At 73.1% G+C, this 23,964-nt stretch carries 22 protein-coding genes and 1 pseudogene; 19 read left to right on the top strand and 4 right to left on the bottom strand.

Annotation, left to right across the window (positions count from 1 at the left end; translation table 11 throughout):
- The first annotated feature begins 131 nt into the window (after window positions 1-131).
- Together BS80_RS11680 and BS80_RS11685 are read left to right on the top strand one after the other, a co-directional pair.
- Window positions 132-434 carry a GNAT family N-acetyltransferase gene (locus BS80_RS11680; RefSeq protein WP_035796188.1) on the top strand — a complete coding sequence of 101 codons (303 nt, stop codon included), beginning with the start codon at window positions 132-134 and terminating at the stop codon, window positions 432-434.
- Window positions 427-855: a (4Fe-4S)-binding protein gene (locus BS80_RS11685; protein WP_198045494.1), complete on the top strand. Its 429-nt coding sequence runs from the start codon at window positions 427-429 to the stop codon at window positions 853-855. The genes BS80_RS11680 and BS80_RS11685 overlap by 8 nt, the downstream gene beginning before the upstream one ends.
- 39 nt (window positions 856-894) lie before the next feature.
- Here BS80_RS11685 and BS80_RS11690 read toward each other — a convergent pair whose 3' ends face one another.
- The gene (locus BS80_RS11690) at window positions 895-3,378 is read right to left on the bottom strand and encodes an RICIN domain-containing protein (RefSeq protein ID WP_035796189.1); all 2,484 of its coding nucleotides are present in this window, start codon (window positions 3,376-3,378) and stop codon (window positions 895-897) included.
- Between the two features lie 257 nt (window positions 3,379-3,635).
- Between BS80_RS11690 and BS80_RS11695 the strand changes: the two genes are divergently transcribed.
- From BS80_RS11695 to BS80_RS11710, 4 genes and pseudogenes are all read left to right on the top strand, one after another.
- Window positions 3,636-4,640: an aldo/keto reductase gene (locus BS80_RS11695; protein WP_035796191.1), complete on the top strand. Its 1,005-nt coding sequence runs from the start codon at window positions 3,636-3,638 to the stop codon at window positions 4,638-4,640.
- 268 nt (window positions 4,641-4,908) lie between these two features.
- A pseudogene (locus BS80_RS11700) lies at window positions 4,909-5,484 on the top strand (TetR family transcriptional regulator); the annotation flags it as partial.
- A 620-nt stretch (window positions 5,485-6,104) separates the two neighbouring features.
- Window positions 6,105-8,315, top strand: a complete 2,211-nt coding sequence (locus BS80_RS11705) for a S53 family peptidase (RefSeq protein ID WP_035797341.1) — start codon at window positions 6,105-6,107, stop codon at window positions 8,313-8,315.
- Between the two features lie 185 nt (window positions 8,316-8,500).
- Window positions 8,501-9,415 carry an ADP-ribosylglycohydrolase family protein gene (locus BS80_RS11710; RefSeq protein WP_035796192.1) on the top strand — a complete coding sequence of 305 codons (915 nt, stop codon included), beginning with the start codon at window positions 8,501-8,503 and terminating at the stop codon, window positions 9,413-9,415.
- Between the two features lie 64 nt (window positions 9,416-9,479).
- On the opposite strand, the gene BS80_RS11715 is transcribed toward BS80_RS11710, so the two are convergent.
- Window positions 9,480-9,746, bottom strand: coding sequence for a GlsB/YeaQ/YmgE family stress response membrane protein (locus BS80_RS11715; RefSeq protein WP_035796194.1), 267 nt, complete (start codon window positions 9,744-9,746; stop codon window positions 9,480-9,482).
- A 212-nt stretch (window positions 9,747-9,958) separates the two neighbouring features.
- Here BS80_RS11715 and BS80_RS11720 point away from each other — a divergent pair, with 212 nt between their 5' ends.
- The 4 genes from BS80_RS11720 (at window position 9,959) to BS80_RS11735 (ending at window position 12,986) form a co-directional block, all read left to right on the top strand.
- Window positions 9,959-10,663 (top strand): response regulator transcription factor, encoded by a 705-nt coding sequence (locus BS80_RS11720; RefSeq protein WP_035796196.1) that lies wholly within the window; start codon window positions 9,959-9,961, stop codon window positions 10,661-10,663.
- Window positions 10,660-12,186 carry a sensor histidine kinase gene (locus BS80_RS11725; RefSeq protein ID WP_035796197.1) on the top strand — a complete coding sequence of 509 codons (1,527 nt, stop codon included), beginning with the start codon at window positions 10,660-10,662 and terminating at the stop codon, window positions 12,184-12,186. The genes BS80_RS11720 and BS80_RS11725 overlap by 4 nt, the downstream gene beginning before the upstream one ends.
- A gap of 126 nt (window positions 12,187-12,312) precedes the next feature.
- Window positions 12,313-12,750: a hypothetical protein gene (locus BS80_RS11730; protein WP_035796199.1), complete on the top strand. Its 438-nt coding sequence runs from the start codon at window positions 12,313-12,315 to the stop codon at window positions 12,748-12,750.
- Complete coding sequence (locus tag BS80_RS11735) at window positions 12,747-12,986, top strand: hypothetical protein (protein WP_051966487.1); 240 nt, start codon at window positions 12,747-12,749, stop codon at window positions 12,984-12,986. Before BS80_RS11730 ends, BS80_RS11735 begins: the two co-directional genes overlap by 4 nt.
- A 70-nt stretch (window positions 12,987-13,056) precedes the next feature.
- Here BS80_RS11735 and BS80_RS11740 read toward each other — a convergent pair whose 3' ends face one another.
- The gene (locus BS80_RS11740) at window positions 13,057-13,782 is read right to left on the bottom strand and encodes a class I SAM-dependent methyltransferase (protein ID WP_035796203.1); all 726 of its coding nucleotides are present in this window, start codon (window positions 13,780-13,782) and stop codon (window positions 13,057-13,059) included.
- A 345-nt stretch (window positions 13,783-14,127) separates the two neighbouring features.
- Here BS80_RS11740 and BS80_RS11745 point away from each other — a divergent pair, with 345 nt between their 5' ends.
- The 6 genes from BS80_RS11745 to BS80_RS11770 all read left to right on the top strand — a co-directional run bounded on the left by BS80_RS11745 (window position 14,128) and on the right by BS80_RS11770 (window position 18,549).
- On the top strand, window positions 14,128-14,673 hold the full coding sequence (locus BS80_RS11745; protein ID WP_035796204.1) for a cysteine dioxygenase: 546 nt from the start codon (window positions 14,128-14,130) through the stop codon (window positions 14,671-14,673).
- Complete coding sequence (locus tag BS80_RS11750) at window positions 14,670-15,059, top strand: rhodanese-like domain-containing protein (protein ID WP_051966601.1); 390 nt, start codon at window positions 14,670-14,672, stop codon at window positions 15,057-15,059. Before BS80_RS11745 ends, BS80_RS11750 begins: the two co-directional genes overlap by 4 nt.
- 153 nt (window positions 15,060-15,212) lie before the next feature.
- The gene (locus tag BS80_RS11755) at window positions 15,213-16,268 is read left to right on the top strand and encodes an ABC transporter ATP-binding protein (protein WP_035796217.1); all 1,056 of its coding nucleotides are present in this window, start codon (window positions 15,213-15,215) and stop codon (window positions 16,266-16,268) included.
- The gene (locus BS80_RS11760; RefSeq protein ID WP_035796220.1) at window positions 16,258-16,926 is read left to right on the top strand and encodes an ABC transporter permease; all 669 of its coding nucleotides are present in this window, start codon (window positions 16,258-16,260) and stop codon (window positions 16,924-16,926) included. Before BS80_RS11755 ends, BS80_RS11760 begins: the two co-directional genes overlap by 11 nt.
- Complete coding sequence (locus BS80_RS11765) at window positions 16,923-17,594, top strand: ABC transporter permease (RefSeq protein WP_035796221.1); 672 nt, start codon at window positions 16,923-16,925, stop codon at window positions 17,592-17,594. Before BS80_RS11760 ends, BS80_RS11765 begins: the two co-directional genes overlap by 4 nt.
- A gap of 43 nt (window positions 17,595-17,637) precedes the next feature.
- On the top strand, window positions 17,638-18,549 hold the full coding sequence (locus BS80_RS11770; protein WP_035796224.1) for an ABC transporter substrate-binding protein: 912 nt from the start codon (window positions 17,638-17,640) through the stop codon (window positions 18,547-18,549).
- 84 nt (window positions 18,550-18,633) lie between these two features.
- On the opposite strand, the gene BS80_RS42685 is transcribed toward BS80_RS11770, so the two are convergent.
- Complete coding sequence (locus tag BS80_RS42685; RefSeq protein ID WP_157536164.1) at window positions 18,634-19,383, bottom strand: aggregation-promoting factor C-terminal-like domain-containing protein; 750 nt, start codon at window positions 19,381-19,383, stop codon at window positions 18,634-18,636.
- A gap of 716 nt (window positions 19,384-20,099) precedes the next feature.
- Between BS80_RS42685 and BS80_RS11780 the strand changes: the two genes are divergently transcribed.
- From BS80_RS11780 to BS80_RS40660, 3 genes are all read left to right on the top strand, one after another.
- On the top strand, window positions 20,100-22,157 hold the full coding sequence (locus BS80_RS11780) for a carbohydrate binding domain-containing protein (RefSeq protein ID WP_035796227.1): 2,058 nt from the start codon (window positions 20,100-20,102) through the stop codon (window positions 22,155-22,157).
- A gap of 108 nt (window positions 22,158-22,265) precedes the next feature.
- A complete protein-coding gene (locus tag BS80_RS11785; RefSeq protein WP_035796230.1) occupies window positions 22,266-22,844 on the top strand; it encodes a YdeI/OmpD-associated family protein in 579 nt (192 codons plus the stop codon).
- 84 nt (window positions 22,845-22,928) lie between these two features.
- Entirely contained in the window at window positions 22,929-23,951 is a 1,023-nt protein-coding gene (locus BS80_RS40660; protein WP_035796234.1) for a hypothetical protein, read from the top strand.
- The last annotated feature ends 13 nt before the right edge of the window (window positions 23,952-23,964 follow it).

Below are 23,964 nucleotides of genomic sequence, written 5' to 3' on the forward strand. Positions count from 1 at the left end.
GGCGCGCCCGATCCGCGCCGGACGGGTGACGGCCGCCGCGCCGGCGCCGCGCGTCCCGCCCGGCCGACCGGTCGGCGCACCGATGATGCGGAGGATGACGCGGGGTCAGCAGTCGAGGAGCGTGGTGGCGGATGAGTGTGACGGTACGTGACAACCCGTCGGAGCAGCGCTTCGAGGCCCAGGTGGACGGCCGGGCGGCGGGCTTCGCCCTGTACATCCGCAGCGACGAGCTGGTCGTCTACCCGCACACCGAGGTCGAGCCGGCCTTCGAGGGCCGGGGCGTCGGCGGCGCGCTGGCCCGGGCGGCGCTGGACGACGCGCGCGGGCGTGGGCTCGCCGTGCTGGCGACCTGTCCGTTCATCCACGGCTGGATGCAGCGCCACCCCGAGTACCAGGACCTCGCCTACCAGAACCGGAGCCGGGTCCGTGACTGAGCCCGAGCCGCCGAAGGTGCCGGCGGTGAAGAGCTACCGGGCCGAGGGCGTCACGGTCACCTTCGACCCGGGGCTGTGCCGTCATGCGGCCGAATGCGTGCGCGGGCTGCCCGCCGTCTTCGACACCACCCGGCGACCCTGGATCGAGCCGGGCGCGGCCCCGCCGGAGCAGGTCGCCGAGGTGGTCCGACGCTGCCCGACCGGCGCGCTCGGCTACCGGCTCGCGGACGGCAGCGGCGAGCCGCCCGCCCGGCCGACCGAGGTGCTCCGGACGGCGGACGGACGGCTGCTGCTCCGCGGCGACCTGCGGATCACCGAGGGCGGTGCGGGGGCGCGGCAGGCGACCCGCGCGATGCTCTGCGGGTGCGGGAGCAGCGCGAGCCCGCCGTACTGCGACCGCAGCGGTGCCTGCGGCGGCTGACCCGCGCTGCCTGCGGAAACCTCAGTGCATGCGGGGACCTCAGCTGACCGGGACCAGCTGCCAGCGCTGGTTGGCGCCGCCGTCGGCCGGCCACTGGATCGCCTTGGCGCCCATCGTCAGCGACGCGCCGTCGATGTCCAGCAGTTCGCCGTCCGAGCGGGACTCCAGCGTGTAGCTGCCGCCGCCCGCCGGGACCACCAGCCACTGCTGGTTGGCGCCGCCGTTCGCCGTCCACAGGTCCAGCGGGGTCTCCGGGACGGCGCTCAGGTTCGGCACGTCAAGTGCCTTGCCGCTCGGCACGCCGGTGACCGTGTAGTAGCCGTCGCCGGTGGAGGCGAGGTGCCACTGCTGGTTGGCGCCGCCGTTGGCCGGCCACTGGATGACCGGGGTGCCGTCGGCGGTGCCGCCGGCGGAGGCGTCCAGCAGCTGGCTGCTGTTCGCGCTGACCAGCCGGTAGGTGCCGTCCAGCGGGGTGGCGGGGCCCGGGGTGATGCTCAGGTTGCTGAACTGGGCGCCGTAGTAGCCGCCGGTACCCAGGGCGACCTGGCCGGCGCCGTAGCTGGCGTCGGTCACCGTGGCGACCGTCGTGCCGTCGATCCGCGCGGTGATCGTGCTGCCCTGGAAGGACAGCGCCAGGTTGTGCCAGCTGCCCAGGCCAGGCGCCGCCACCGAGCCGCTGGCCAGCGTGCTGAAGGCCCAGGCGTCGTCGCTCTTCAGCAGGGTCCAGCTGCCGGTGTCGCTGATCTTCAGGTTGTAGGCGTTCAGCCCGTTGTTGTTCCGGCCCTGGGTGCCGACCCGGCCGAGCAGTTCGGCGGTACCCGCGTGCTGGAGCAGCACGTCGGTGCTGACCGTGTAGTTGCTCCAGCTGAGGTCGCCCATCAGGGTGTACGGCTGGTCGGCGGGCTCGTTGGTCCAGCGGATCGGGGTGGTCGGGGCTTGCTGGGTGAGGCAGCGGCCGGCCCGGCCGCCGTCGCACGGCTCGGTCTCGAAGGCGCCGTTCATCGCCGAGAAGTAGCGGGCCTCCTGGCCGGTGGCGGTGCCGGCCAGCGAGTCGGCGTACGGCAGGGCGAGCACGCCGCGCTGCGGGGAGGCGGCGGTCACCGCGCCCTGACCGGTGGTGGTGGTGACGGTGTAGAGGTGGCCGGGCTGCAGGGTGAGCTGGTAGCCGCCGGCGGTGGGGGTGAGGTCGGGGCCGGGGACCAGGTGCGCCGTGGCGGCGCTGCTGGAGAAGTCGGTGGACCAGACGTGCAGCGCGCCGGCCGGGAGCCCGCCGGCCACCTTCAGGGTGACGGTCTGCGCGGCGGTCGCGTCCATGGTCTCGAAGACGGTGCTCCAGGCGGCCTTGCCGGGGGCGGCGTAGCTGACGTAGCTGCCGTTGGCGCGGTTGCCGCCCAGGTAGCCGGAGGAGGAGTCGAGGTACTGCCAGCCGGGCGCGGTGAACTGGCTGGTCTGCGCGATCGCCCAGGTGCTGCGGCCGACCGCGTAGGCGCCGGACCAGGGCTGGTTCGCCGTGACCAGGCCCATCGAGTTGAAGCCGAGGTTCTGGTAGAGCGAGGCGACCACCGGCCAGTTGATGAAGGCGGTGAGCTTGGCGTCCAGGTAGCCGCGGTTGATGGCGCGGGCGATCGGCGCGGCTCCGGTGTCGGCGTCCTCCGAACCGTTCTCGCTCGCCCAGAGCTGTTTGCCGGTGGCCAGCGCGTCGGAGGTGGTGGAACAGGTCTGCATGGCGGACATGTAGCCGCACGGGTAGTGCGCGCCGACGATGTCCACCGCGCCGTTGAGTGCGCTGTCGCCGCGCATCGCGGTGGCGATCGACCAGTTGTCGTCGGCGCCGACCACCTTGGTGCCGGTGTAGCCCTTGGCGGCGAGGGTGGCGTGCAGGTTCTCGTACCAGGCGGCGTTGTAGCCGCGCTCGTTCCAGCCGCCGAGGTAGTCGATGGCGAGGCCGTGCTGATGGGCGCAGCCGAGCCAGGACATCAGGTAATCGATCATGTCCTGGGACCAGAAGTTCCCGTTGCCGACCCAGCCGGGGGCGCCCCAGGCGAGGGCGTAGAGCTTGATGCCGGGGTTGCGGGCCTTGGCCTGTTCCATCAGCCACCACTCGTAGCCGTTGTCGCAGTCGACCGTGCCGCGGGTGTGCTCGATGGAGGACTCGGCGCCGTCGGTGGAGTTGGTGTCGCCGCCGATCTCGACCTTGAGGATCTGCAGGGCGGCGCCGGAGCCGGGCTTGAAGAGGTCGTCCAGGATCTGGCCGCGCTGGGGCTCGGGGTAGTCGAGCAGCAGGCGGGAGTTGCCGCCGCCGCCGCTGATGGCGCCGACGCCGTCGAAGGTGCGGCCGGTGGAGTTGCCGTCGACGGTGATCGCGGTGCCGGCGGCTGCTGCGGCGGCGGGGGCGGCCGCGAGGTGGGGGGTGGGCGCTGCGGCCTGGGCGGGGGCTCGGCCGACGGACAGGGCGAGGCAGAGCGCGAGGACGGCGAGTGCGGCGGTACTTCGCAGTCGACCGGTGGGGGAAACGGTTCGCATCGGGGTGCAGTCCTCCCATGGGTGGTGGATTGTGCGCGTTGTCCGATCAAAATCACACTCAGACAACCAAAATCAAACGGTAGGGAGCGGTCAACACACCGTCAAGATGCGTGCAGGTTCCGAAAGTTGCGGCTTGTCCACGGATGCCCGAAGGCTCAGGTATGGGGTATGGACTGACAGATATTGAAATCTGTCATCCGTCATGCCATAGTTGTTTCCGGAACACCCCCAGCCCGAACGCACCGCAGGAGCACCCAATGACCGCCCTCCCCACCCGCAAGCTCGGCGCCAACGGCCCCACCACCTCCGCGCTCGGCCTCGGCGCCATGGGCATGTCCGACCTCTACGGCCCGGCCGACGACGCCGAGAGCGTCGCGACCCTGCACGCCGCCATGGACGCCGGCATCACGCTGATCGACACCGGCGACTTCTACGGCATGGGCCACAACGAGTTGCTGATCCACGAGGCGCTGCGCGGCCGCGACCGCGCGGCCGTCCAGATCAGCGTCAAGTTCGGCGCCCAGCGCGGCCCGGACGGCAGCTGGCTCGGCTACGACGCGCGCCCCGCCGCCACCAAGACCGCCCTCGCCTACACGCTGCGCCGCCTGCGCACCGACTACATCGACATCTACCGCCCGGCCCGGCTCGACCCGAACGTCCCGGTCGAGGAGACCGTCGGCGCGATCGCCGAGCTGGTGCAGGCCGGCTACGTGCGGCACATCGGCCTCTCCGAGGTCGGCGCCGACACGCTGCGCCGTGCCGGCGCCGTCCACCCGATCAGCGACCTGCAGATCGAGTACTCGCTGCTCTCCCGGAACCTGGAGGCCGCCGTCCTGCCGGCCGCCCGCGAGCTGGGCATCGGCATCACCGCGTACGGCGTGCTCTCGCGCGGCCTGCTGAGCGGCCACTGGGCCAAGGACCGCGAGATGGCCGGCACCGACTTCCGCGGCCACAGCCCGCGCTTCCAGGGCGACAACCTGAGCCACAACCTGGCCCTGGTGGAGGCCCTGCGCACGATCGCCGAGGCCAAGGGCGTCAGCGTCGCGCAGGTGGCCATCGCCTGGGTGGCCTCGCGCGGCGAGGACATCGTGCCGCTGGTCGGCGCGCGCCGCCGCGAGCGGCTGGCGGAGGCCCTGGGCTCGGTGGACGTCGAGCTCACCGCGGCCGACCTGGCCGCCATCGAGACCGCCGTCCCGGCCGGTGCCGCCCTCGGGGACAGGTACGCTGCGGCACAGATGGCCCACCTCGACAGCGAGCACTGAGACACCCCGCACCGGGTCCCCGTGCCCCGGCTCGGACACCCGGCTCGGACACCCGGCGCCGCGTCGAGTGCCGGGGCCGTCCGCCGACTTCCGACGCCGACCGCGCGGGCCCCGGCGGGCGGCCCCGGCGCTCGGCGTTCGCGCCGTCCGGCACCCCGGCGACTCGACGCTCCCGTCGCGGTGCGGCCCCGACCGCGACCGCACCGCGGCAGCCTCCGGCCCCAGCGACCGGAACCAGCAGCCGGCACCAGTAAGGACGTACCGCCCCGTGACCACCGACAGCGCACTGACCCCCGAGCAGATCCTGAGCGCGGCGGAGGACGTCCTGCGGCGGTTCGGCCCGGCCAAGGCCACCGTGGTGGACATCGCCCGCGCCCTCGGGGTCAGCCACGGCAGCGTCTACCGCCACTTCCCCAGCAAGGCCGCCCTGCGCGAGGCCGTCACCCAGCGCTGGCTGGACCAGGCCCACGACAGCCTGCAGGCCGTCACCGCCGAGACCGGCCCGGCCGGCGAGCGGCTGCACCGCTGGCTCGCGACGCTGTTCGCCGCCAAGCGCCGCAAGGCTCTGAGCGACCCCGAACTGTTCGCCACCTACCTGTCGCTGGTCGGCGAGCACAGCGGCACGGTCGCCGAGCACGTCGAGGTGCTCACCGGCCAGATCGCCGCCATCATCCAGGACGGCATCTGGCAGGGCGAGTTCACCCCCGTCCAGGTGTCCGTCACGGCCCGCGCGGTGTTCCAGGCCACCGCGCACTTCCACGACCCGGCGCATGCCGGCGAGTGGGCGGGCGAGCGGGCCGACGCGGACTTCGAGGCGCTCTGGGCGCTGCTGCGGGCCGGGCTGACCGGGCGTTGGGGCCGCTCCGACCTGCCGTCCGACCTGCCGTCCGACCTGCCGTCCGACGCGCCCTCCGGAAAGACCGACGCCGCGTCGGGTCAGGTCGGCGCCCCGTAGGGCCGGACCGGCGCCTCATCCGGCCCGGGCGCCGCACCCGCCCCTGAGGGCGCGTGAAATCCGAGTTCCGTCAGCGGAGTTGATGATTTCGACTCGGCAAAAGATTGACGCGGACCTTGCCGCCCGTCGTGAACGCGCACTAACGTCAGGCCCGCACCAGCCCGGTACCGCCGGGGTGGTGCGGGCTGATGCATGTCATGCCCCTGACACCACGGTTCGGCGCTAGCTCCCCCACCCGCGACCAGGCCGCGAACAAGCGGTCGGCCGCGCTTCTGCACAGCGTCACCCCGCACATCTGCGTCCGCGCGGCATGCACCCATGCGCGGACGCTCCCGGCCCACGGCCACCAGCCGTCGGCCATCCGCACGTGCCGAGATCCACCAGCACCGGGCGCTCTCCCCACGCACCGGCATCACCCCAGCCGGGTGGAAGCGACCCCGACCCCCACGGAGGGTTCTCTCTTGCGCACCCACAACCCCAGCGGCCCGCGTAAGCGCGGGCTGCGCGCGATGACCGCGGCCGTCCCGGCCTTCGCGCTGACGGCGATGGGCCTGCTGGCCTTCGCCGCACCCGCAGCACAGGCCGCCGGCGCCACCAGCGCCAGCCCGGTCAGCGTCAAGCACGTCTGCGCCGCTCCGACGCACCCGGGCCAGATGGCCTGTCTCGCGCTGGCCCGTACGGACATCAAGGAGCCGATGGTCCTCGCGCCCAACGCGACGCCGTCCGGCTACGGTCCCTCCGACCTGCAGAGCGCCTACAAGCTGCCCGCCAACGGCGGTGCCGGGGCGACCATCGGCATCGTCGACGCGCAGGACGACCCGAACGCGGAGTCCGACCTCGCCGCCTACCGCAGCCAGTACGGCCTGCCGGCCTGCACCACGGCCAACGGCTGCTTCAAGAAGGTCGACCAGAACGGCGGCACCAGCTACCCGACCGGTGACACCGGCTGGGCCGGCGAGATCTCGCTGGACCTCGACATGGTCAGCGCCGCCGCCCCGAACGCCCACATCCTGCTGGTCGAGGCCACCTCCGCCAACATGAGCGACCTGGGCACCTCGGTCAACACCGCGGTCTCGCTGGGCGCCAAGTACGTCTCCAACAGCTACGGCGGCTCCGAGGACTCGACCGACACCTCCTCGGACAGCAGCTACTTCAACCACCCGGGCGTGGCGATCACCGTCTCCGCGGGTGACTCCGCCTACGGCGCCGAGTACCCGGCCTCCTCGCAGTACGTCACCTCCGTCGGTGGCACCGCGCTGACCCGCAACTCGAGCGCCCGCGGCTGGGGCGAGACCGTCTGGTCGACCAGCAGCTCCGAGGGCACCGGTTCGGGCTGCTCGGCCTACGACCCGAAGCCGAGCTGGCAGACCGACACGGGCTGCTCCAAGCGCACCGTCTCGGACGTCTCGGCGGTCGCCGACCCGGCCACCGGCGTCGCGGTCTACCAGACCTACGGCGGCTCCGGCTGGGCGGTCTACGGCGGCACCAGCGCCTCCTCGCCGATCATCGCCTCGGTCTACGCCGACGCCGGCACCCCCGGCTCGGGCGACTACCCGGCCAAGTACCCGTACCAGCACACCACCGCGCTGAACGACGTCACCAGCGGTAACAACGGCTCCTGCTCGCCGAGCTACCTCTGCACCGCCGGCACCGGCTACGACGGCCCGACCGGCCTCGGCACCCCGAACGGCACCGCCGCCTTCGCGGCCGGCACCAGCACGGGCAACACCGTCACGGTGACCAGCCCCGGCAACCAGTCCACCACCACCGGCAGCTCGGTCAGCCTCCAGGTCAACGGCAGTGACTCCGCCGGCGGCCAGACCCTGACCTACTCCGCCACCGGCCTGCCCACCGGCCTCTCGATCAGCTCCTCGGGCCTGATCAGCGGCACCGCCAGCGCCGCCGGCACCTACAACGTGACCGTCAAGGCCACCGACACCACCGGCGCCAACGGCTCCGCCTCCTTCACCTGGACCGTCAGCGGCGGCACCGGCGGCAACACCGTCACGGTGACCAGCCCCGGCAACCAGTCCACCACCACCGGCAGCTCGGTCAGCCTCCAGGTCAACGGCAGTGACTCCGCCGGCGGCCAGACCCTGACCTACTCCGCCACCGGCCTGCCCACCGGCCTCTCGATCAGCTCCTCGGGCCTGATCAGCGGCACCGCCTCCACCGCCGGCACCTACAACGTGACCGTCAAGGCCACCGACACCACCGGCGCCAACGGCTCCGCCAGCTTCACCTGGACCGTCAGCGGCGGCGGCACCGGCTGTGGCGCCCAGCTGCTCGGCAACGCCGGCTTCGAGACCGGCTCGGCCGCCCCGTGGACCGCCAGCGCCGGCGTCCTCGACAACAGCAGCGGCGAGCCCGCCCACTCCGGCAGCTGGAAGGCCTGGCTGGACGGCTACGGCACCTCGCACACCGACACCCTGAGCCAGACGGTCAGCATCCCGGCCGGCTGCCACGCGACGCTCTCCTTCTGGCTGCACATCGACACCGCCGAGACCGGCTCGACGGCGTACGACACCCTCAAGGTGCAGGCCAACTCCAGCACGGTGGCGTCGTTCTCCAACGTCAACCACAACACCGGCTACGTGCAGAAGTCCTACGACCTCTCCTCCTTCGCCGGTCAGACCGTCACCCTGAAGTTCACCGGCACCGAGGACTCCTCGCTGCAGACCAGCTTCGTGATCGACGACACCGCCATCACCACCTCCTGATCACTGATCAGTAGCACCCGGCACGTCGCACGCACCCCTGGGCCCGTGGCTTCCCGCCACGGGCCCTCGGGCTGTCCGGGGCGCGGGGGCCGGGGCCGTGGCCGGAGGGCACGGGAAAGCGCTGGCCTGGAGGGCGGGGGGACGGCAGAATCGACCCCCTCGGTCGTTCTCACCTGGAGGACAACGTGTTCGCCCCCGCCCCGGCGCTCGACAGCCTGCAAGGACTCACGCTCGGCGACGCCTTCGGCGACCGCTGGTTCCCGGTCCCGGCCGACGAGGCGTCCGCCGCGCTGGCCGCGCGGGTGCCACGCAAGGGCCCCTGGCACTGGACCGACGACTCCGCGATGGCCCTGGTCCTGCTGCGCCACCTGGTGGCGCACGGCGAGGTCCGGCAGGACGAGCTCGCCCGGGGATTCGCCGCCGAGTACACCGAGCACTACGGCCGCAAGTACGGACCGTCCATGCACCAGGTGCTGCGGGCGATCCAGGAGGGCGCCGACTGGCGCACCGTCACCGCCGGGCTGTTCGGCGGCCAGGGCTCGCACGGCAACGGCGCGGCGATGCGGGTCGCGCCGCTGGGCGCTTGGTTCGCCGACGACCTGGCGGCCGTCGCCGAGCAGGCCCGGCTCTCCGCGGTGACCACGCACTTCCACCCCGAGGCGGCGGCCGGCGCGGTCGCCGTGGCACTGGCCGCGGCTCTCGCCGCGCGCAGTCGCGGGACATCCGTGCCGGGGCGGCGCGAGCTGCTGGAGGAGGTGGCGGGGCTGCTGCCGGAGAGCGACGTCCGGTCGGGTCTGCGGATCGCTGCCAGGATGCCGCAGGCGACGTCGGTGCGGCACGCGGCCGTGACACTGGGCTCCGGGCGGCAGCTGTCGGCCCAGGACACCGTGCCGTTCGCGCTCTGGACGGCGGCCGGCGCGCTGGACGACCTGCCCGAGGCGATCTGGACCACGCTCGGCGGCCGGGGGGACATGGACACCACCTGCGCCATCGCGGCCGGCGTCGTCGCTGCCCGAACCGGACTGGCCGGCGTGCCGGTCGGCTGGCTGGGCTCGCGCGAGCCGCTGCCCGACTGGGTCGCGGCCGTACGACCGTCCTGACGACCGTGCGGCGGGTGGCGAGGGAGCAGCCTCACCACCCGCCGCATCGGGCGTCCGAGTCGTCTCAGCGGCGGGAGTTGCCGAAGACCAGACGGTAGGCGACCAGCAGCACCAGCGCTCCGGCGATGGCCGAGACCCAGCTCGCGAGGTCGAAGAAGTGGGTGGACACCGGCCGGTGCAGGAAGTGCGCGGAGAGCCAGCCTCCGACGAACGACCCGGCGATGCCGATCAGCGTCGTGACGATGATGCCCCCGGGGTCGCGCCCGGGCAGCAGCAGCTTGGCGACGGCCCCGGCGATCAGCCCCAGAATGATCCAGCTGACAATGCCCATGGTGTCTCGTGCCTTTCGGTGCGTCGTTGTCCGAGCAGTAGACGCCACCGGGCGCCCTCCCGGTTCCAGCGGCTACCCGGGGAGCGGCACTTCAGACCTCGGCATTTCGTACGTCGCCATGACGTCGCCATTTCGATGAGAAAGGCTCTCATCCGCGCGTGCGACGGTGGCCACCCCCGGCGCGTGGCCGGGCCCCTGGAAGGAGCGCGCCGATGGGCGGCGGCGAGAGCACCGGTCGAGTCCTGGTGGTGGACGACGACGCCGCGATCCGGCGGTCGCTGGAGCGCGGGCTGCGGCTGAGCGGCTTCGCCGTCCGCTCGGCCGACGGCGGCCGGGCCGCGCTGGAGCTCGTCGCGACCGAACCACCGGACGTCCTGGTGCTCGACGTCTCGATGCCCGACCTCAGCGGAACCGAGGTCTGCCGCCAGCTGCGCGCGCAGGGCGTCGACACGCCCGTACTGATGCTCTCGGCCCTGGACGAACTGGCCGACCGGGTGGCCGGCCTACAGGCCGGCGCCGACGACTACCTGGTCAAGCCGTTCGCCCTGGAGGAACTGGTGCTGCGGCTGCACGCGCTGCTGCGCCGGCGCCCGCCCGCCGCCACCGGCCTGCTGCGCGCCGGTCCGCTGGAGATCAACCCGGCCACCCGCGAGGTCCACCGGGACGGCCTGCCGGTGCAACTGACGCGGCGCGAGTTCGAGCTGCTGGAGCAGCTGGCCCGCAACGCCGGGCTGGTGCTCACCCGCGACCAGCTGCTCGACCGGGTCTGGGGCTACGACTTCGACGTCCGCACGGACGCGGTGGACACCTTCGTCAGCTACCTCCGGCGCAAGCTGGAGGAGGGCGGGCGTCCCCGGCTGATCCACACCGTGCGCGGGGTCGGCTTCGTGCTGCGCGTCCCGGGGGGACTCGGATGAGACTCGCCACCCGGATCGCCCTGTCGACCGCGCTGATCGTGCCGCTGCTGGTGCTCGGCGCCGGAGCGGCCCTGCTCGGCCTGATCACCCACGACCTGCGCAGCGAGCAGAACGTCCGGCTCCAGGACCGGGCCGCCGCCGTCCTGCCGGACGCCCGGACACTGCTCAACGCCGACCAGCAGGGCCGGACCAAGGTCGCGCAGAACCAGCACCGCAAGGTGCTGGACGCGGCGCTGGACGTCGGCGTCCGGGTGGCGGACGCGAACGGCACGCTGGTCACCCAGGGCGGGCCGCAGCCGGCCGACTCGGTCGCCCTCCCGGCGCCGGGCGCCGGACCCACCACGGTCCGCGGCCGCGAGGCCGCCGACGCGACGGCCTCCACCGCCGGCACGGCCTCCGCCACGGCCCCCGCTTCGGCCGCCCCCGCCGTCGGGGCGCGCAGTTGGCGGGTGCTGGCCGTGCGGATCACCGGCGCCAACCCCGGCACGCTCTGGGTGTTCGAGCCCACCTCGGTCACCGATCCGCAGGTCAGCGCGGTGCGCGGACGGGTGCTGCTGATCGCGCTGCTCGCGGCGCCGCTCTCGGGCCTGCTCGCGCTGGCCGTGGCCGGGCGGGCCACCGCTCCGCTGCGCCGGCTCGGCCGGCGCGCGGCCGAGCTGGACCCGCGCGCGGGCGCCGCCGGCTTCGGGGTCGAGCGCACCGGCGTGGGCGACGTCGACGAGCTGGCCACCGTCCTGGAGACGGTGCTGGCACGCTACGACGAGCAGGCCGAACGGACCACCCAGGCGCTGGACACCGCGCGCTCCTTCTCGGCCGCCGCCTCGCACGAGCTGCGCACCCCGCTGATGAGCATGCAGACCAACCTCGACGTGCTCAACGCGCACCCCGACCTCTCCCCCGCCGACCGGGCCGACATCCTGGCCGACCTGCGCGGCGACCACCGTCGGCTGCTCGAACTGCTCACCGCCCTGCGGATGTTGGCGCGCGGCGATCTGGTGGAGGTGGAGGCCTTCGGCCCGCTGGACCTGGCCGAGCCGGTCGAGGCCGCCGTGGAGGAGATGCGCCGCCGGCGCCCGGAGATCCAGCTCTGGTACGTCCCCGAAGTGGCAGGCGGTGCACGGGTGTTCGGCTGGGACGCCGGGCTGCGGATCCTCTGTGACAACCTGCTGGCCAACGCCGTGGCGCACGGTCGCACGCCCGGCGAACCCGTCCGGATCACCGTCCGGCTGGGCCGGGAGGGCGGGCAGGCGGTGCTGACCGTGGACGACGCCGGTCCGGGCATCCCGCCCGAGCAGCGCGCCGTCGTCTTCGACCGCTTCCACCGGCGCCGGGACAGTCCCGGCTCCGGGCTCGGGCTGACCCTGGTGGCTCAGCAAGTGGCCCTGCACCGGGGCACGGTGACCGTGTCGTCGCCGCCCGGCGGGGTCGGCTGCCGGATCGAGGTACGACTGCCGCTGCTCGCCACGGACGCGCCGACCGTGGCGCTGCCGGCCCGCCGGGACTGGATCGGCGGCGGCCACTGACGTTGACTGTGGGAGCCCCGCTCGCGATCCCACAAGGAATCCACAAAGAGCCTCCCTACTGTCGCTCTCGGCAGGTCGCCCCGGTGACCGGCCGGACCGTTCACGACAGACCGGAGGACACCCGTCATGACCTCGTACCGCAAGGCGGCCGCCACGCTCGGCGCCCTCACCCTCGGCGGCGCGCTGCTCGCGACCGCCGCCCCCGCCCAGGCGCAGGACGCCACCCCCGTGGCGTCGCCCACCACCAAGACCCTCCCGGTTCCCACGGGTGACGGCGCGAAGAGCATCTGCAAGCGCATGCCGAAGCTCCAGGAGCGCATCGAGAACTCCCTGACCCGGCTCAACGGCCCCGCCACCACGGCCGGTTCGATCGCCCGCCTGGAGCAGCGGGTGGACAACGCCAAGACCGCCGGCCAGACCGCCGTGTACACCTACCTGAACGACCGGCTGACCTTCCGCAAGAGCCTGGTGCCGACCCTGCAGACCCGCCAGAGCGACCTCAAGTCGGTGGCCAGCTGGTGCTCCGCCCAGGGCCTCGGCGACTCCGCTCCGGCCTCCCGGTGAAGCGCGCCCTCGCCGTCGCCGCAGCGGCCGCACTCGCCACGCTGACCCTGACCGCCTGCGGCGCCGGCGCGGGCTCCGCCACCCCGCAGGCCCCGGCGGCCTCGACCACCGGCAACGCCGCCTCCCCCGGCAACGCTTCCACCGACAGCAAGCAGCTGGGCGAGATGCAGCAGAAGGTGGACGCCGCCGAGAGCGCCGCCGCAGCGGCCGATTCGGACGCCGCGCAGAACAACTGACCGCGCCCGGGGCGCCGGTGGGGAGGAAAGGAGCGTTCCTTTCCTCCCCACCGGCGCCGTCGTACGACGTTCAGGGCCGCTGCGCGACGAAGACGAACTCCCTGCCCGGACGATCGGGTGCGTCCCGGACGTCGTGCAGCAGATATCCCTGCGCGGTCAGGTCCGCCTCGATCTCCTGACGTTCCCGGAACCGCAGGGTGGAATCGGACGTGAACCGCCGTCCGTCCGCAGCGAACACGTAGGTCCCGCGAAACGTCACCAACGGCCCGCTCACCTCCACCAGTTCGAGCCAGGTCTCGACGGCGCCGACGCCCGGGATCTCGGTGACCCGGTGCGAGGCCGCGCGGTTCCACTCCTCCCAGGCACGCCTGGCCGGGTCCCGGGTCTCGAACACCAGATGACCGCCGGGGCGCAGCGCCTCGTAAGCCCCCTTGAGCGTTCCCTGCCACGTGTGCGGAGCGACGATCGCCTGGGCCACATTGGCCGTCATCGTGACGAGGTCGACCTGTAGCGGTGGAAGCGCTGTCGCGTCACCACAGATCCAGCGAACCCGGTCACCACCCGGCTTGCCGCGGGCCACCTCGACGGAGGCGCGGGCGGGGTCGACACCCACGACCTCGATGCCGCGATCGGCCAGCAGGAGCGCGAAGACACCGGTGCCGCAGCCGACGTCCAGCACCTGCCTCGCGCCGAGTTGCCCGGCCAGGCGCAGGTAGGCGTCGAGGTCGCCGCGATCCGGATCGAGCGGGTCGTAGATCGCCGCCAGCCGTGGGTGCCCGAAGAGTTCGTCAGCCATCCGTCGAAGATACCGCCGGTGCCCGGCCCGGGTGCGGGGTCGGCGCGACGCTCCGGATGGTGGACCTCGCTTGACGTGCAGGTAGGCGGTCGACAAGTATCACGGCATGGACCACGGCACCGCTCTCGTCTGCCGCCTGCACGTCGATCTGCGACGCCAGGCGAGCGACATGTGTGCTTGCTGCCGCTGAACCCTCGTCGGCCCCGCCCCCTGTGACCGTTTCCAGGGCGCACGGCTGCTTCGTCTCCACTCACACCTTTCGCTCCCTGCTCCCCGGCTGCCCCGGCGTCTGTCGTCGGCGGTGTGTCGCACGGGCGCACCCCGCATCCTTCGTGAGGACCTCAGATGAGCGTCGACCTCGCGCCGGCCCAGACCGACCAGCCGGCTCACTCTCCGTCCCCTGCCGCACCCCCGTCCGCCGAAGCCGGAGCCGGCGCCGTGCTGACGCCCGCCGAGCTGCGGGCCGTCGTGGCCGAGCTGGCCGAGCGGCCGGAGGAGTGGATCCACCGGGTGCGGCTGTCGGTGGACGAGCGGTGGTACGAACGGTTGCGACTGGCGGACGACCACGAGGTGTGGCTGATCAGCTGGCTGCCGGGGCAGTCCACCGGCTTCCACGACCACGGGGGCTCGCGCGGGGCGTTCACGGTGGCGCTGGGTGAGCTGGAGGAGCTCTCGCTCGGGGGCCCCGAGGGGGAGTTGCACACCCGGCGGCTGTCGGCCGGCGCGGTCCGCGCGTTCGGTCCGGAGTTCCTGCACGATGTCCGCAACACCGCCGCGGGCCCGGCGGTCACCATCCACGCGTACTCTCCGCCGCTGGGCGAGATGGCGCTCTACGAACTGCGCGCCAGCGGCCTGCGGCGCACCGCGGTGGAAGGACCGGAGCAGTGGTGACCGTCGACGACCTGGTGGCCCGTTCCCGGGCGGGTGTGCACCGCCCGGGCCCGCAGGAGACCCGCACCGCGCAGCTGGCGGGAGCGTTGCTGGTGGACATCCGGCCGGCCGCGCAGCGGTCCGCCGAGGGGCAGATCCCCGGCGCGCTGGTGATCGAGCGCAATGTGCTGGAGTGGCGGCTGGACCCGACCGGCAGCCACCGGATCCCGGAGGCGACCGGGTACGACCTGCCGGTGATCGTGCTCTGCTCGGCGGGGTACGCCTCCAGCCTGGCCGCCGCCTCGCTGCGCGAGCTGGGGCTGCACCGGGCGACCGACCTGGACGGCGGCTTCGTCGCCTGGGCCGAGGCGGGCCTGCCCACCGAGCCGGGACCCCCGGTGGGGTGAGGTGAGGGTGACGCGGAGGACCGCGTCAGATCCGTCACTGATCACCGGTCAGGGGTTTCCCGTAACCTCGACGCGGGAAACGTGCCGCGGGGCTCCGCCCCTGATCCAGCTTCACCCGACCGGTGCCCAGGGCACCACAGCTAGGAACACTCCGTGATCAGATTCGACGGCGCCGGCAAGCGCCACCCCGACGGCACGATAGCCGTCGAGGGACTCGACCTCACCGTGCCCGCCGGGCGGACCACCGTGCTGGTCGGCCCGTCCGGCTGCGGCAAGACCACCATCCTGCGGATGGTCAACCGGATGGTGGAACCGACCTCGGGCCGGGTGCTGCTGGACGGCACGGACGTCACCGAGCTGGAGGCGGCCAAGCTGCGCCGCGGGATCGGCTACGTGATCCAGCAGGCGGGGCTCTTCCCGCACCGCAAGGTGATCGACAACATCGCCACCGTGCCCCACCTGCTCGGCTGGGACCGCAAGAAGGCCCGGGCCCGGGCGCACGAGATGCTCGAACTGGTGGGCCTGGCACCGGAGACCGCCAAGCGCTACCCGTTCCAGCTCTCCGGCGGCCAGCAGCAGCGGGTCGGGGTGGCCAGGGCGCTGGCCGCCGACCCGCCGCTGCTGCTGATGGACGAGCCGTTCAGCGCCGTCGACCCGGTGGTGCGGGCCGGGCTGCAGGAGGAACTGCTCCGCCTGCAGTCGGAGTTGAACAAGACCGTGCTCTTCGTGACGCACGACATCGAGGAGGCCGTCCGGCTCGGCGACCAGATCGTGGTGCTGCGCGAGCACGGCCGGATCGGCCAGGTCGCCGACCCGGCCACCCTGCTGGCCGCGCCGGCCGACGAGCAGGTGGCCGCCTTCCTTGGCCGTGACCGCGGGCTGCGCGGGCTCGGACTGCGCCCGGCCGGCTCGATAGCACTCACCCCCCTCGACGAGCCCTTCGCCGGCTGGCGGCTGGAGCTGGACGAGGCCGGACGGGCGACCGGCTGGACCGGCCACGGCGAGCACCGCCCGGCCGCCGCCTTCGACCCCGGCGCCGACACCCTGCGCACCGCGCTGGACGCCACCGTGCTGTCGCCCGTCGGCGCGGCCGTCGCGGTGGACGGCGACGGACGGGCCGTCGGCATCGCCGCGCGCGCGGCCGTCCTGGACGCCCTCGACGCGCTGCACGCGCTACCGCCCCGGGACGAGGCCGGCCATGGACGGTGAGCCCCTGGTCCGCTGGTACTGGATCGGCGACCATCTCGGCTACCTGTGGGGCCTGCTGGCCGACCACGCGGTGATCTCGCTGGTGCCGGTGCTGATCGGGTTGCTGCTCGCGCTGCCGCTGGGACTGCTCTGCACCCGGTTCCCGCGGCTCTACCAGCCGCTGGCCGCGACCTTCAACGTGGTCTACGCGCTGCCCTCGCTGGCGGTCTTCGTGGTGCTCATCCCGTACACCGGTCTGGCCACCCAGGCCACCGTGATGATCCCGCTGACCTGCTACGCGCTGGCCGTGCTGCTGCCCACCACGGTGGACGGGCTGCGGGCGGTGCCGGATCCGGTCCGGCAGGCCGCCACCGCGATGGGCTACGGCCCCTGGCGGCGGCTGACGGCCGTCGAGCTCCCCTCGGCCGTGCCGTACGTGGTGGCCGGCCTGCGGGTGGCGGCGGTCTCCAGCATCTCGCTGGCCAGCGTCGGCGCGCTGATCGGGCGCGGCGGACTCGGCTACCTGTTCATCGACGGCTTCCAGCGGACCTTCCCGACCCCGATCGTGGCCGGGATCGTGCTGGTCGCCCTGCTGGCCCTGGTGACCGACGGCGTACTGCTGCTGGCCCGCCGGGTACTGGCCCCCTGGGCCGGGCGTGAGACGGCGGTGCGGCGATGAACTGGCTCTCCTGGATCTCCGACTTCTTCAGCTCCCCCGACCGGCGCAGCGGCCCCGACTCGATCGCCAACCGGATCGGCGAGCATCTGGCGATCTCCGGCGAGGCGCTGTTCTACGCGGCGCTGCTGGCCGTCCCGCTGGGCCTGCTGATCGGCTACAGCGGGCGCGGCGCCGGGCTGGTGACGGCGCTCAGCGGCACCGCCCGGGCGCTGCCGACGCTCGGCCTGGTCACCCTCGCCGTCCTGCTGGTCGGGGTCGGCGACACCGCCGTGCTGATCCCGCTGGTGGCGCTGGCCGCGCCGGTGCTGCTGGTGGCGGCCTGCGAAGGCGTCCGCGGCACCGATCCGGACCTGCGGGACGCGGCGCGCGGCATCGGGCTGACGCATCGCCAGGTGCTCTGGCAGGTCTGCGTCCCGGCGGCGCTGCCCGCGCTGCTGGCCGGGCTGCGTACCGCCACCGTCCAGGTGATCGCCACCGCGACGGTGGCCGCCTACGTGGGCCTGGGCGGGCTCGGCCGCTACGTCATCGACGGCCTGGCCACCCGCGACTTCCCGCTGACCGTCGGCGGCGCGCTGCTGGTGGTCCTGCTCGCGGTGGCGGCCCAACTGCTCTTCGCGGCGCTGAGCCGGTTCGCCCTGCCCGCCGGGCTGCGCAAGCAGCGGCGCTGACCCCCTTCACTCCTCACCACTCCCGTCCCGAAAGGACCACCTCATGTCCCTGCGTTCGCGTGCGACCACCTCCGTCGTCCTGATGGCGGCCATCGCGCTGGCCGCGACGGCCTGCAGCTCATCCAAGAGCGACCCGCTGTCCGGTGCTTCCAAAGCCGCCGGCAGCGGCTCGACGGTGACCATCGGCTCGGCGAACTACCCCGAGAACGTCCTGCTCGCCTCGATCTACTCGCAGGCGCTGCAGGCCAAGGGCGTCAAGGTCGACGAGAAGTTCAACATCGGCAGCCGGGAGGTCATCTACGGCCAGCTGCAGAGCGGCAACCTGACGGTGCTGCCGGAGTACAACGGCGCGCTGCTGCAGTACCTGGACGCCAAGGCCACCGCGGCCACCTCGACCGACGTCGACGCGGCGCTGCAGAAGGCGCTGCCGTCCTCGCTGGAGATCCTCAACTCCTCGGCGGCCGAGGACAAGGACTCGCTGACGGTCAGTCAGGCCACGGCCGACAAGTACAACTTGAAGAGCATCACCGACCTCACCGGGCAGGCGGCGAACTTCACCATCGGCGGCCAGCCGGAGTTCAAGTCGCGGCGCGAGCAGCAGTTCAAGGACGCCTACGGGCTGACCTTCAAGGACTGGAAGCCGACCGCCGACACCACGGCCAACGCGCTCAAGGACGGCTCGCTCCAGGTCGGCGACGTCTTCACCACCGACCCGCGGATCCTCCAGCTCGGCCTGGTGGCGCTCACCGACCCGAAGAACCTGTTCGGCGCGCAGAACGTCACGCCGCTGGTCAACAAGGCCGGCGTGAACCCGACGGTGACCGACACGCTGAACGCCGTCTCGGCGAAGCTGGACACCCCCGGGCTGGTGGCGCTGATGAAGAAGGTCTCGATCGACAAGGACGACCCGTCCGCGGTCGCCAAGGACTGGGTCAAGGCCAACGGCCTGGGCTGACCGACTGCGCCCGGTACGCGTCAGGGCCCCGCACCGCCGCCCGAGGGGGACGGCGGTGCGGGGCCCTCGCGTGTGGGGTCCGGATCAGTACCAGTGGTGGTTCTGCCAGAAGGCCCAAGCGGCGTTCGGGCTGCCGTAGCGGTCGTTCATGTAGCCGAGCGTCCACTTGATCTGGGTCACCGGGTTGGTCCGCCAGTCGGAGCCGGCCGAGGCCATCTTGCCGGCCGGCAGCGCCTGGCCGAGGCCATAGGAGCCGGAGGACGGGTTGGTGGCCCGCAGGTTCCAGCTGCTCTCGTGGTTGATGATGTTGCTGAAGGCGGCCCACTGGCCGGCCGGGACCATGCTCTGCGCCAGCGCGCGGACGCCGCTGGGGCTGGTGTCCACGGCGGCCTGCGGGGCAGGCGCCGGAGCCGCGGGCTGCGGGGCGGGCTGCGCGGGGGCCTGCTCGGCCGGAGCGGCCGGAGCGGGAGCCTGCGGGGCGGCGGCGGGAGCCTCGACGGGCTGCGCGGCCGGGGCGGCCGGCTTGGCCTCGCCCGACGCCAGGTACGGCGCGGCCGCGACGGTGTGGCCGCCGGCGGCCGGGGTCGGCTTCAGGTAGGGCGCGGCGCCGAGCTTGCCGGTGTCGATGGCGCGGGTGGCGGTGACCGGCGCGATCTTGAGGGCGTCCGGGTGTCCGGCGGCGGCGACCGTGGTGACGGTCGGCGCGTCCGCGACGGCCGGGCCGGTCGGGATCGCGAGGGCCACGGCGGAGGCGGCGATCACGGTGGCCAGGCCGGCCGAGCCGACCAGCACGGACGATCGTCGGCGCACGTGGTTCGTCAGGGTCTTGCGCATGCTGCATCAACCTCGTTCGGTAGGTTCCGGCCCCGGGCGCGCAGCGGTACTGCGGCGGTGTGCCGCGCGCTGCGACGGCGCGTCGGTGGCCGTGGGCACCCCGGTCTCGGTCGGTGCCGTACGGAGCGCTCCACCGGGAAGGGGCGGCACCGGCGGGAGGCCGGTGCGAGGCGGTGCGCTGGGCGACTCGTCCAGGTTTAACGTGCGCGCCGGGCGGGCGGCAAACAGCGCCGCTACGACGCGCGATAGGAGTTCCGCCGCCGGAACCCGGTGCAGCCGCCCCGGCAACGGGATCGGAGCGACGACGCACGGTCGTGGGCGCCAATCCCCTGTGGCCGGTGTCACCAGCGCGGTTGCCGTGGGTCAGCGAGCGGGCACCGAGCGTGCCGGTCGGGCGGTGCGTCGCAGGTGGGACACGCCGTCGGGCGACCGGCGGTGCCACCGGCCGGTGCTGACCAATCGTTAGGACTCTTGACAGATCAGTGGTCTAGTCCAAACATAGGCGGTGTCATCCGACCGGGATGCACTGTGGGGGTGTGACCACCGGCCGGCAGGCACCTGCCCTGCCCTGATCCGCCCACCACCCCCTGTCGCCACCGGCTCCTTGTGCCGACGCCCGCCCAGCCCGCTCAGCCCGACCGCGATCCGGCCACCTCCGCGCGGGTCGTTGTCATGCACACTTCCCAATTCCCCCGTCACGTCTGTTGGAGCACTGCATGCGACTTCACAGATCCATCCAGGCCCTGATCTCGGCCGGTTTCACCCTGGCCGCCTCGGCCGGTCTCGTGGTCGGCGTCGGCAGCGCCGCCCACGCGGCGACCCCGCTGCCCACGCACGTCTTCGCGCCGTACTTCGAGGCCTACAGCAACGACGACCCGGCCGCCCTGGCCGCGCAGTCCGGCAACAAGTACCTGACGATGGCGTTCATCCAGGCCGCCACCAAGGGCTCCTGCACCCCGTATTGGAACGGCCAGACCTCACAGCCGATCGCGGCCTCCCAGTTCGGCGCCGCGATCAACACCATCCGCGCGGGCGGCGGCGACGTGATCCCGTCCTTCGGCGGCTACGCGGCTGACAACGGCGGCACCGAGATCGCCGACAGCTGCACCGACGTCAACTCGATCGCCGCCGCGTACGAGAACGTCATCACCACCTACGGCGTCAGCCGGATCGACCTGGACACCGAGGACAACTCGCTGACCAACACGGCCGGCATCGACCGCCGCAACAAGGCGATCAAGGTCGTCGAGGACTGGGCCGCGGCCAACAACCGCACCGTGCAGTTCTCCTACACCCTGCCGACCACCACCAGCGGCCTGGCGTCCAGCGGTCTCGCGGTCCTGAAGAACGCGGTCACCAACAACGCGCGGATCGACGTCGTGAACCTCATGACGTTCGACTACTACGACGGCGCCTCGCACGAGATGGCCAACGACGCCGAGAGCGCGGCCGCCGGCACCGAGGCCCAGTTGGCGAAGCTCTACCCGACGCAGACGGCCGCCCAGCTGTGGGGCTCGATCGGCGTCACCCTGATGCCCGGCATCGACGACTTCGGCGCGGGCGAGACCACCACCGTCGCGGACGCCTCCACCGTCCTCAACTGGGCCAACAGCAAGGGCATCAACACGCTCTCGTTCTGGGCCCTGGAGCGTGACAACGGCGGCTGCGTCGGCACCGCCGGATCCGACACCTGCTCGGGCATCGCGCAGGGCACCTGGGACTTCAGCCACGCCCTGGAGCCGTTCACCAACGGTGGCGGCACCCAGGTCAACGACTTCTCGCTGAGCGCCTCCCCGGCCGCCGGCTCGGTCGCCGCAGGCAGCTCCGCCAGCGCCACCATCGGCACCGCCGTCGCCTCCGGCAGCGCCCAGAGCGTCGCCCTCACCGTCACCGGCGCCCCCGCCGGCGTCACCGCCACCCTCAGCCCCACCAGCGTCACCGCCGGCGCCGCCTCCACCCTGAGCATCGCCACCAGCGCCACCACCACGCCCGGCAGCTACCCGCTCACCATCACCGGCACCGCCGCCTCCGGCAGCCACACCACCACCTACACCCTCACCGTCACCGGCGGCACCACCAGCAACGACTTCTCGCTGAGCGCCTCCCCGGCCGCCGGCTCGGTCGCCGCAGGCAGCTCCGCCAGCAGCACCATCGGCACCGCCGTCGCCTCCGGCAGCGCCCAGAACGTGGCCCTCACCGTCACCGGCGCCCCCGCCGGCGTCACCGCCACCCTCAGCCCCACCAGCGTCACCGCCGGCGCCGCCTCCACCCTGAGCATCGCCACCAGCGCCACCACCACGCCCGGCAGCTACCCGCTCACCATCACCGGCACCGCCGCCTCCGGCAGCCACACCACCACCTACACCCTCACCGTCACCGGCGGCACCACCACCGGCAGCCTGGCCAACGGCGGCTTCGAGACCGGCAGCCTGAGCCCGTGGACCTGCCAGCCCGGTGGCGCGGTGGTCTCCACCCCCGTCCACTCCGGCAGCCACGCGCTCCAGGTCTCGCCGACCAGCAGCCAGACCGGTGAGTGCGACCAGACCGTCACCCTCGCCCCCAACCACGCCTACACGCTGACCGGTTGGGTCCAGGGCAGCTACGCGTACCTGGGCGTGAGCGGCGGCGCCACCGCCTCCACCTGGGCCTCGGGCAGCGGCTGGACCAAGCTCTCCGTCCCGTTCACCACGGGCGCCTCGGGCACCGTGACCATCTACCTGCACGGCTGGTACGGCCAGGGCAACGTCTTCGGGGACGACTTCTCGATCGCCTAGTCGTCCCGTCCCGAGCAGGGGCCCGGGTCAGGTCGGCAGCGCCGACGCGACCCGGGCCCCGACCGTTCCCGGCGCTGTGTGTCAGAGCCCTGTGCTTGACTGAACAGCATGGCAGCACAGCAGCTGGAGACCCTCGAATTCGCCACCCCCGCCGCCCTGGAAGCCTGGCTGACGGAGCATCACGGCGACTCTCCGGGCATCTGGCTCAAGTTTCGCAAGAAGGCGCCCGGCGTCGAGGCACTCAGCTATGCCGAGGCCCTGGAGGTCGCCCTCTGCCACGGCTGGATCGACGGGCAGAAGGCCGCCCTGGACGACCGGTACTGGCTCCAGCGTTTCACCCCGCGCCGCGCCCGCAGCAAGTGGTCGCGGATCAACCGCGACAAGGCCGAGGCCCTGATCGCCGACGGACGAATGCACCCGGCCGGGCTCGCCGAGGTCGAGCGGGCCCGCGCGGACGGCCGCTGGGAGGCCGCGTACGAGAGCTCGCGCACCGCCGAGGTCCCCGACGACCTCGCCGCGGCGCTCGCCGCCGAGCCCGCGGCCGCCCGCTTCTTCGAGACCCTGGATCGCACCAACCGGTACGCCGTGCTCTACCGGGTCCAAGAACCCAAGAAACCCGAGACCCGCGCCCGGCGGATCGAGAAGTATGTCGCGATGCTCGCCGCCGGGGAGAAGATCCACCCGTAGGCGGTGCGTGACACGGCCTGCGGCGTCCAGGCCGCCGGGGCCTGCGGGCGGGTCCGTCCGGGAGGTGTTCTAGGCTTCCGCCTTATGACCGAGAGGCCGCAGAGCGAGTACCTCCAGGGCGGCGACCCCCTGGTGATCACGAGCGCCGAACCCGACTGGGCCGCACTGGCGGAGCGTCACGAGCGTGACTCCCGGCGGCGTCGGCGGCTGCGCCTGCTGGCGGCCGGGGCGGCCGCGACGGCGGTCGTGGTGGGTATCACGGCGACCGCGATCGTGGTGAGCGGCGGCTCGGACCACCGGGCGGGCGGCGCGACGACCGGCGTGGTCGACGCGCTGGGCGGGCGCGGGCCGTCCCCGGCCGGCAGCCCGACGACCGACGGGGCGGCCTCGCCGGGCACGTCCGCCAGCTCCTCCCCCAACGCCTCGCCGAGCGGCGCAGCGAGCGGCGCAGCGAGCGCCTCGCCGGCGCCCGGCAGGTCGGCGAGTGCCGACGTCGCTCACCCGTCCGCCGGCAGCGCCGCACCGGCCGGGCCCGCGACCACCCTGCCGGACGCCGTCACCCCCACCCCCGGCGCCGCGCCCAAGGACCCGCTGACGCTGATCTCCAACATCAGCACGGACGGCGCGCCCCTGGACCCGGCCACCCTGTTCGCGGCCACCACGCTCTCGGCCGACGGGAAGACCTGGACCCGGATCGACACCGGGACCGCCTCGCCGTGCTGGCAGAAGACCACCGGCGGACTGGGCCAGCTGACCGCCGAGGGCTGCGGCTCGCTGCTGCTGGCGACCTACACCAACGGCTTCAGCGCCGTGACGATCGGCGTGGCGGTTTTCGACACCAAGTCGCTGGCCGACGCCGCCGCCGCGGCGTACAAGGGCCAGATCCAGGGCCTCGCCCCGGCCGGTTCGATCTCCTTCTGCACCTCCCCCAGCTGCGCCAACACCCATGGTTCGATCGGGCGTTACGACTTCTACTCGGTCTCCGGCACCCGCAGGCCGGGGACCACGGGGACGACGGCCGACCCGGACGCGACGGCGGCCGGACCCACCCTGGCGGCCTACGCGAGCAGCCAGTTGCTGGCCCGCGGCAAGACCGCGGCCGGCTGAGAGACCTACAGCG

Source organism: Kitasatospora mediocidica KCTC 9733 (genome assembly GCF_000744225.1).
Classification (GTDB): domain Bacteria; phylum Actinomycetota; class Actinomycetes; order Streptomycetales; family Streptomycetaceae; genus Kitasatospora; species Kitasatospora mediocidica.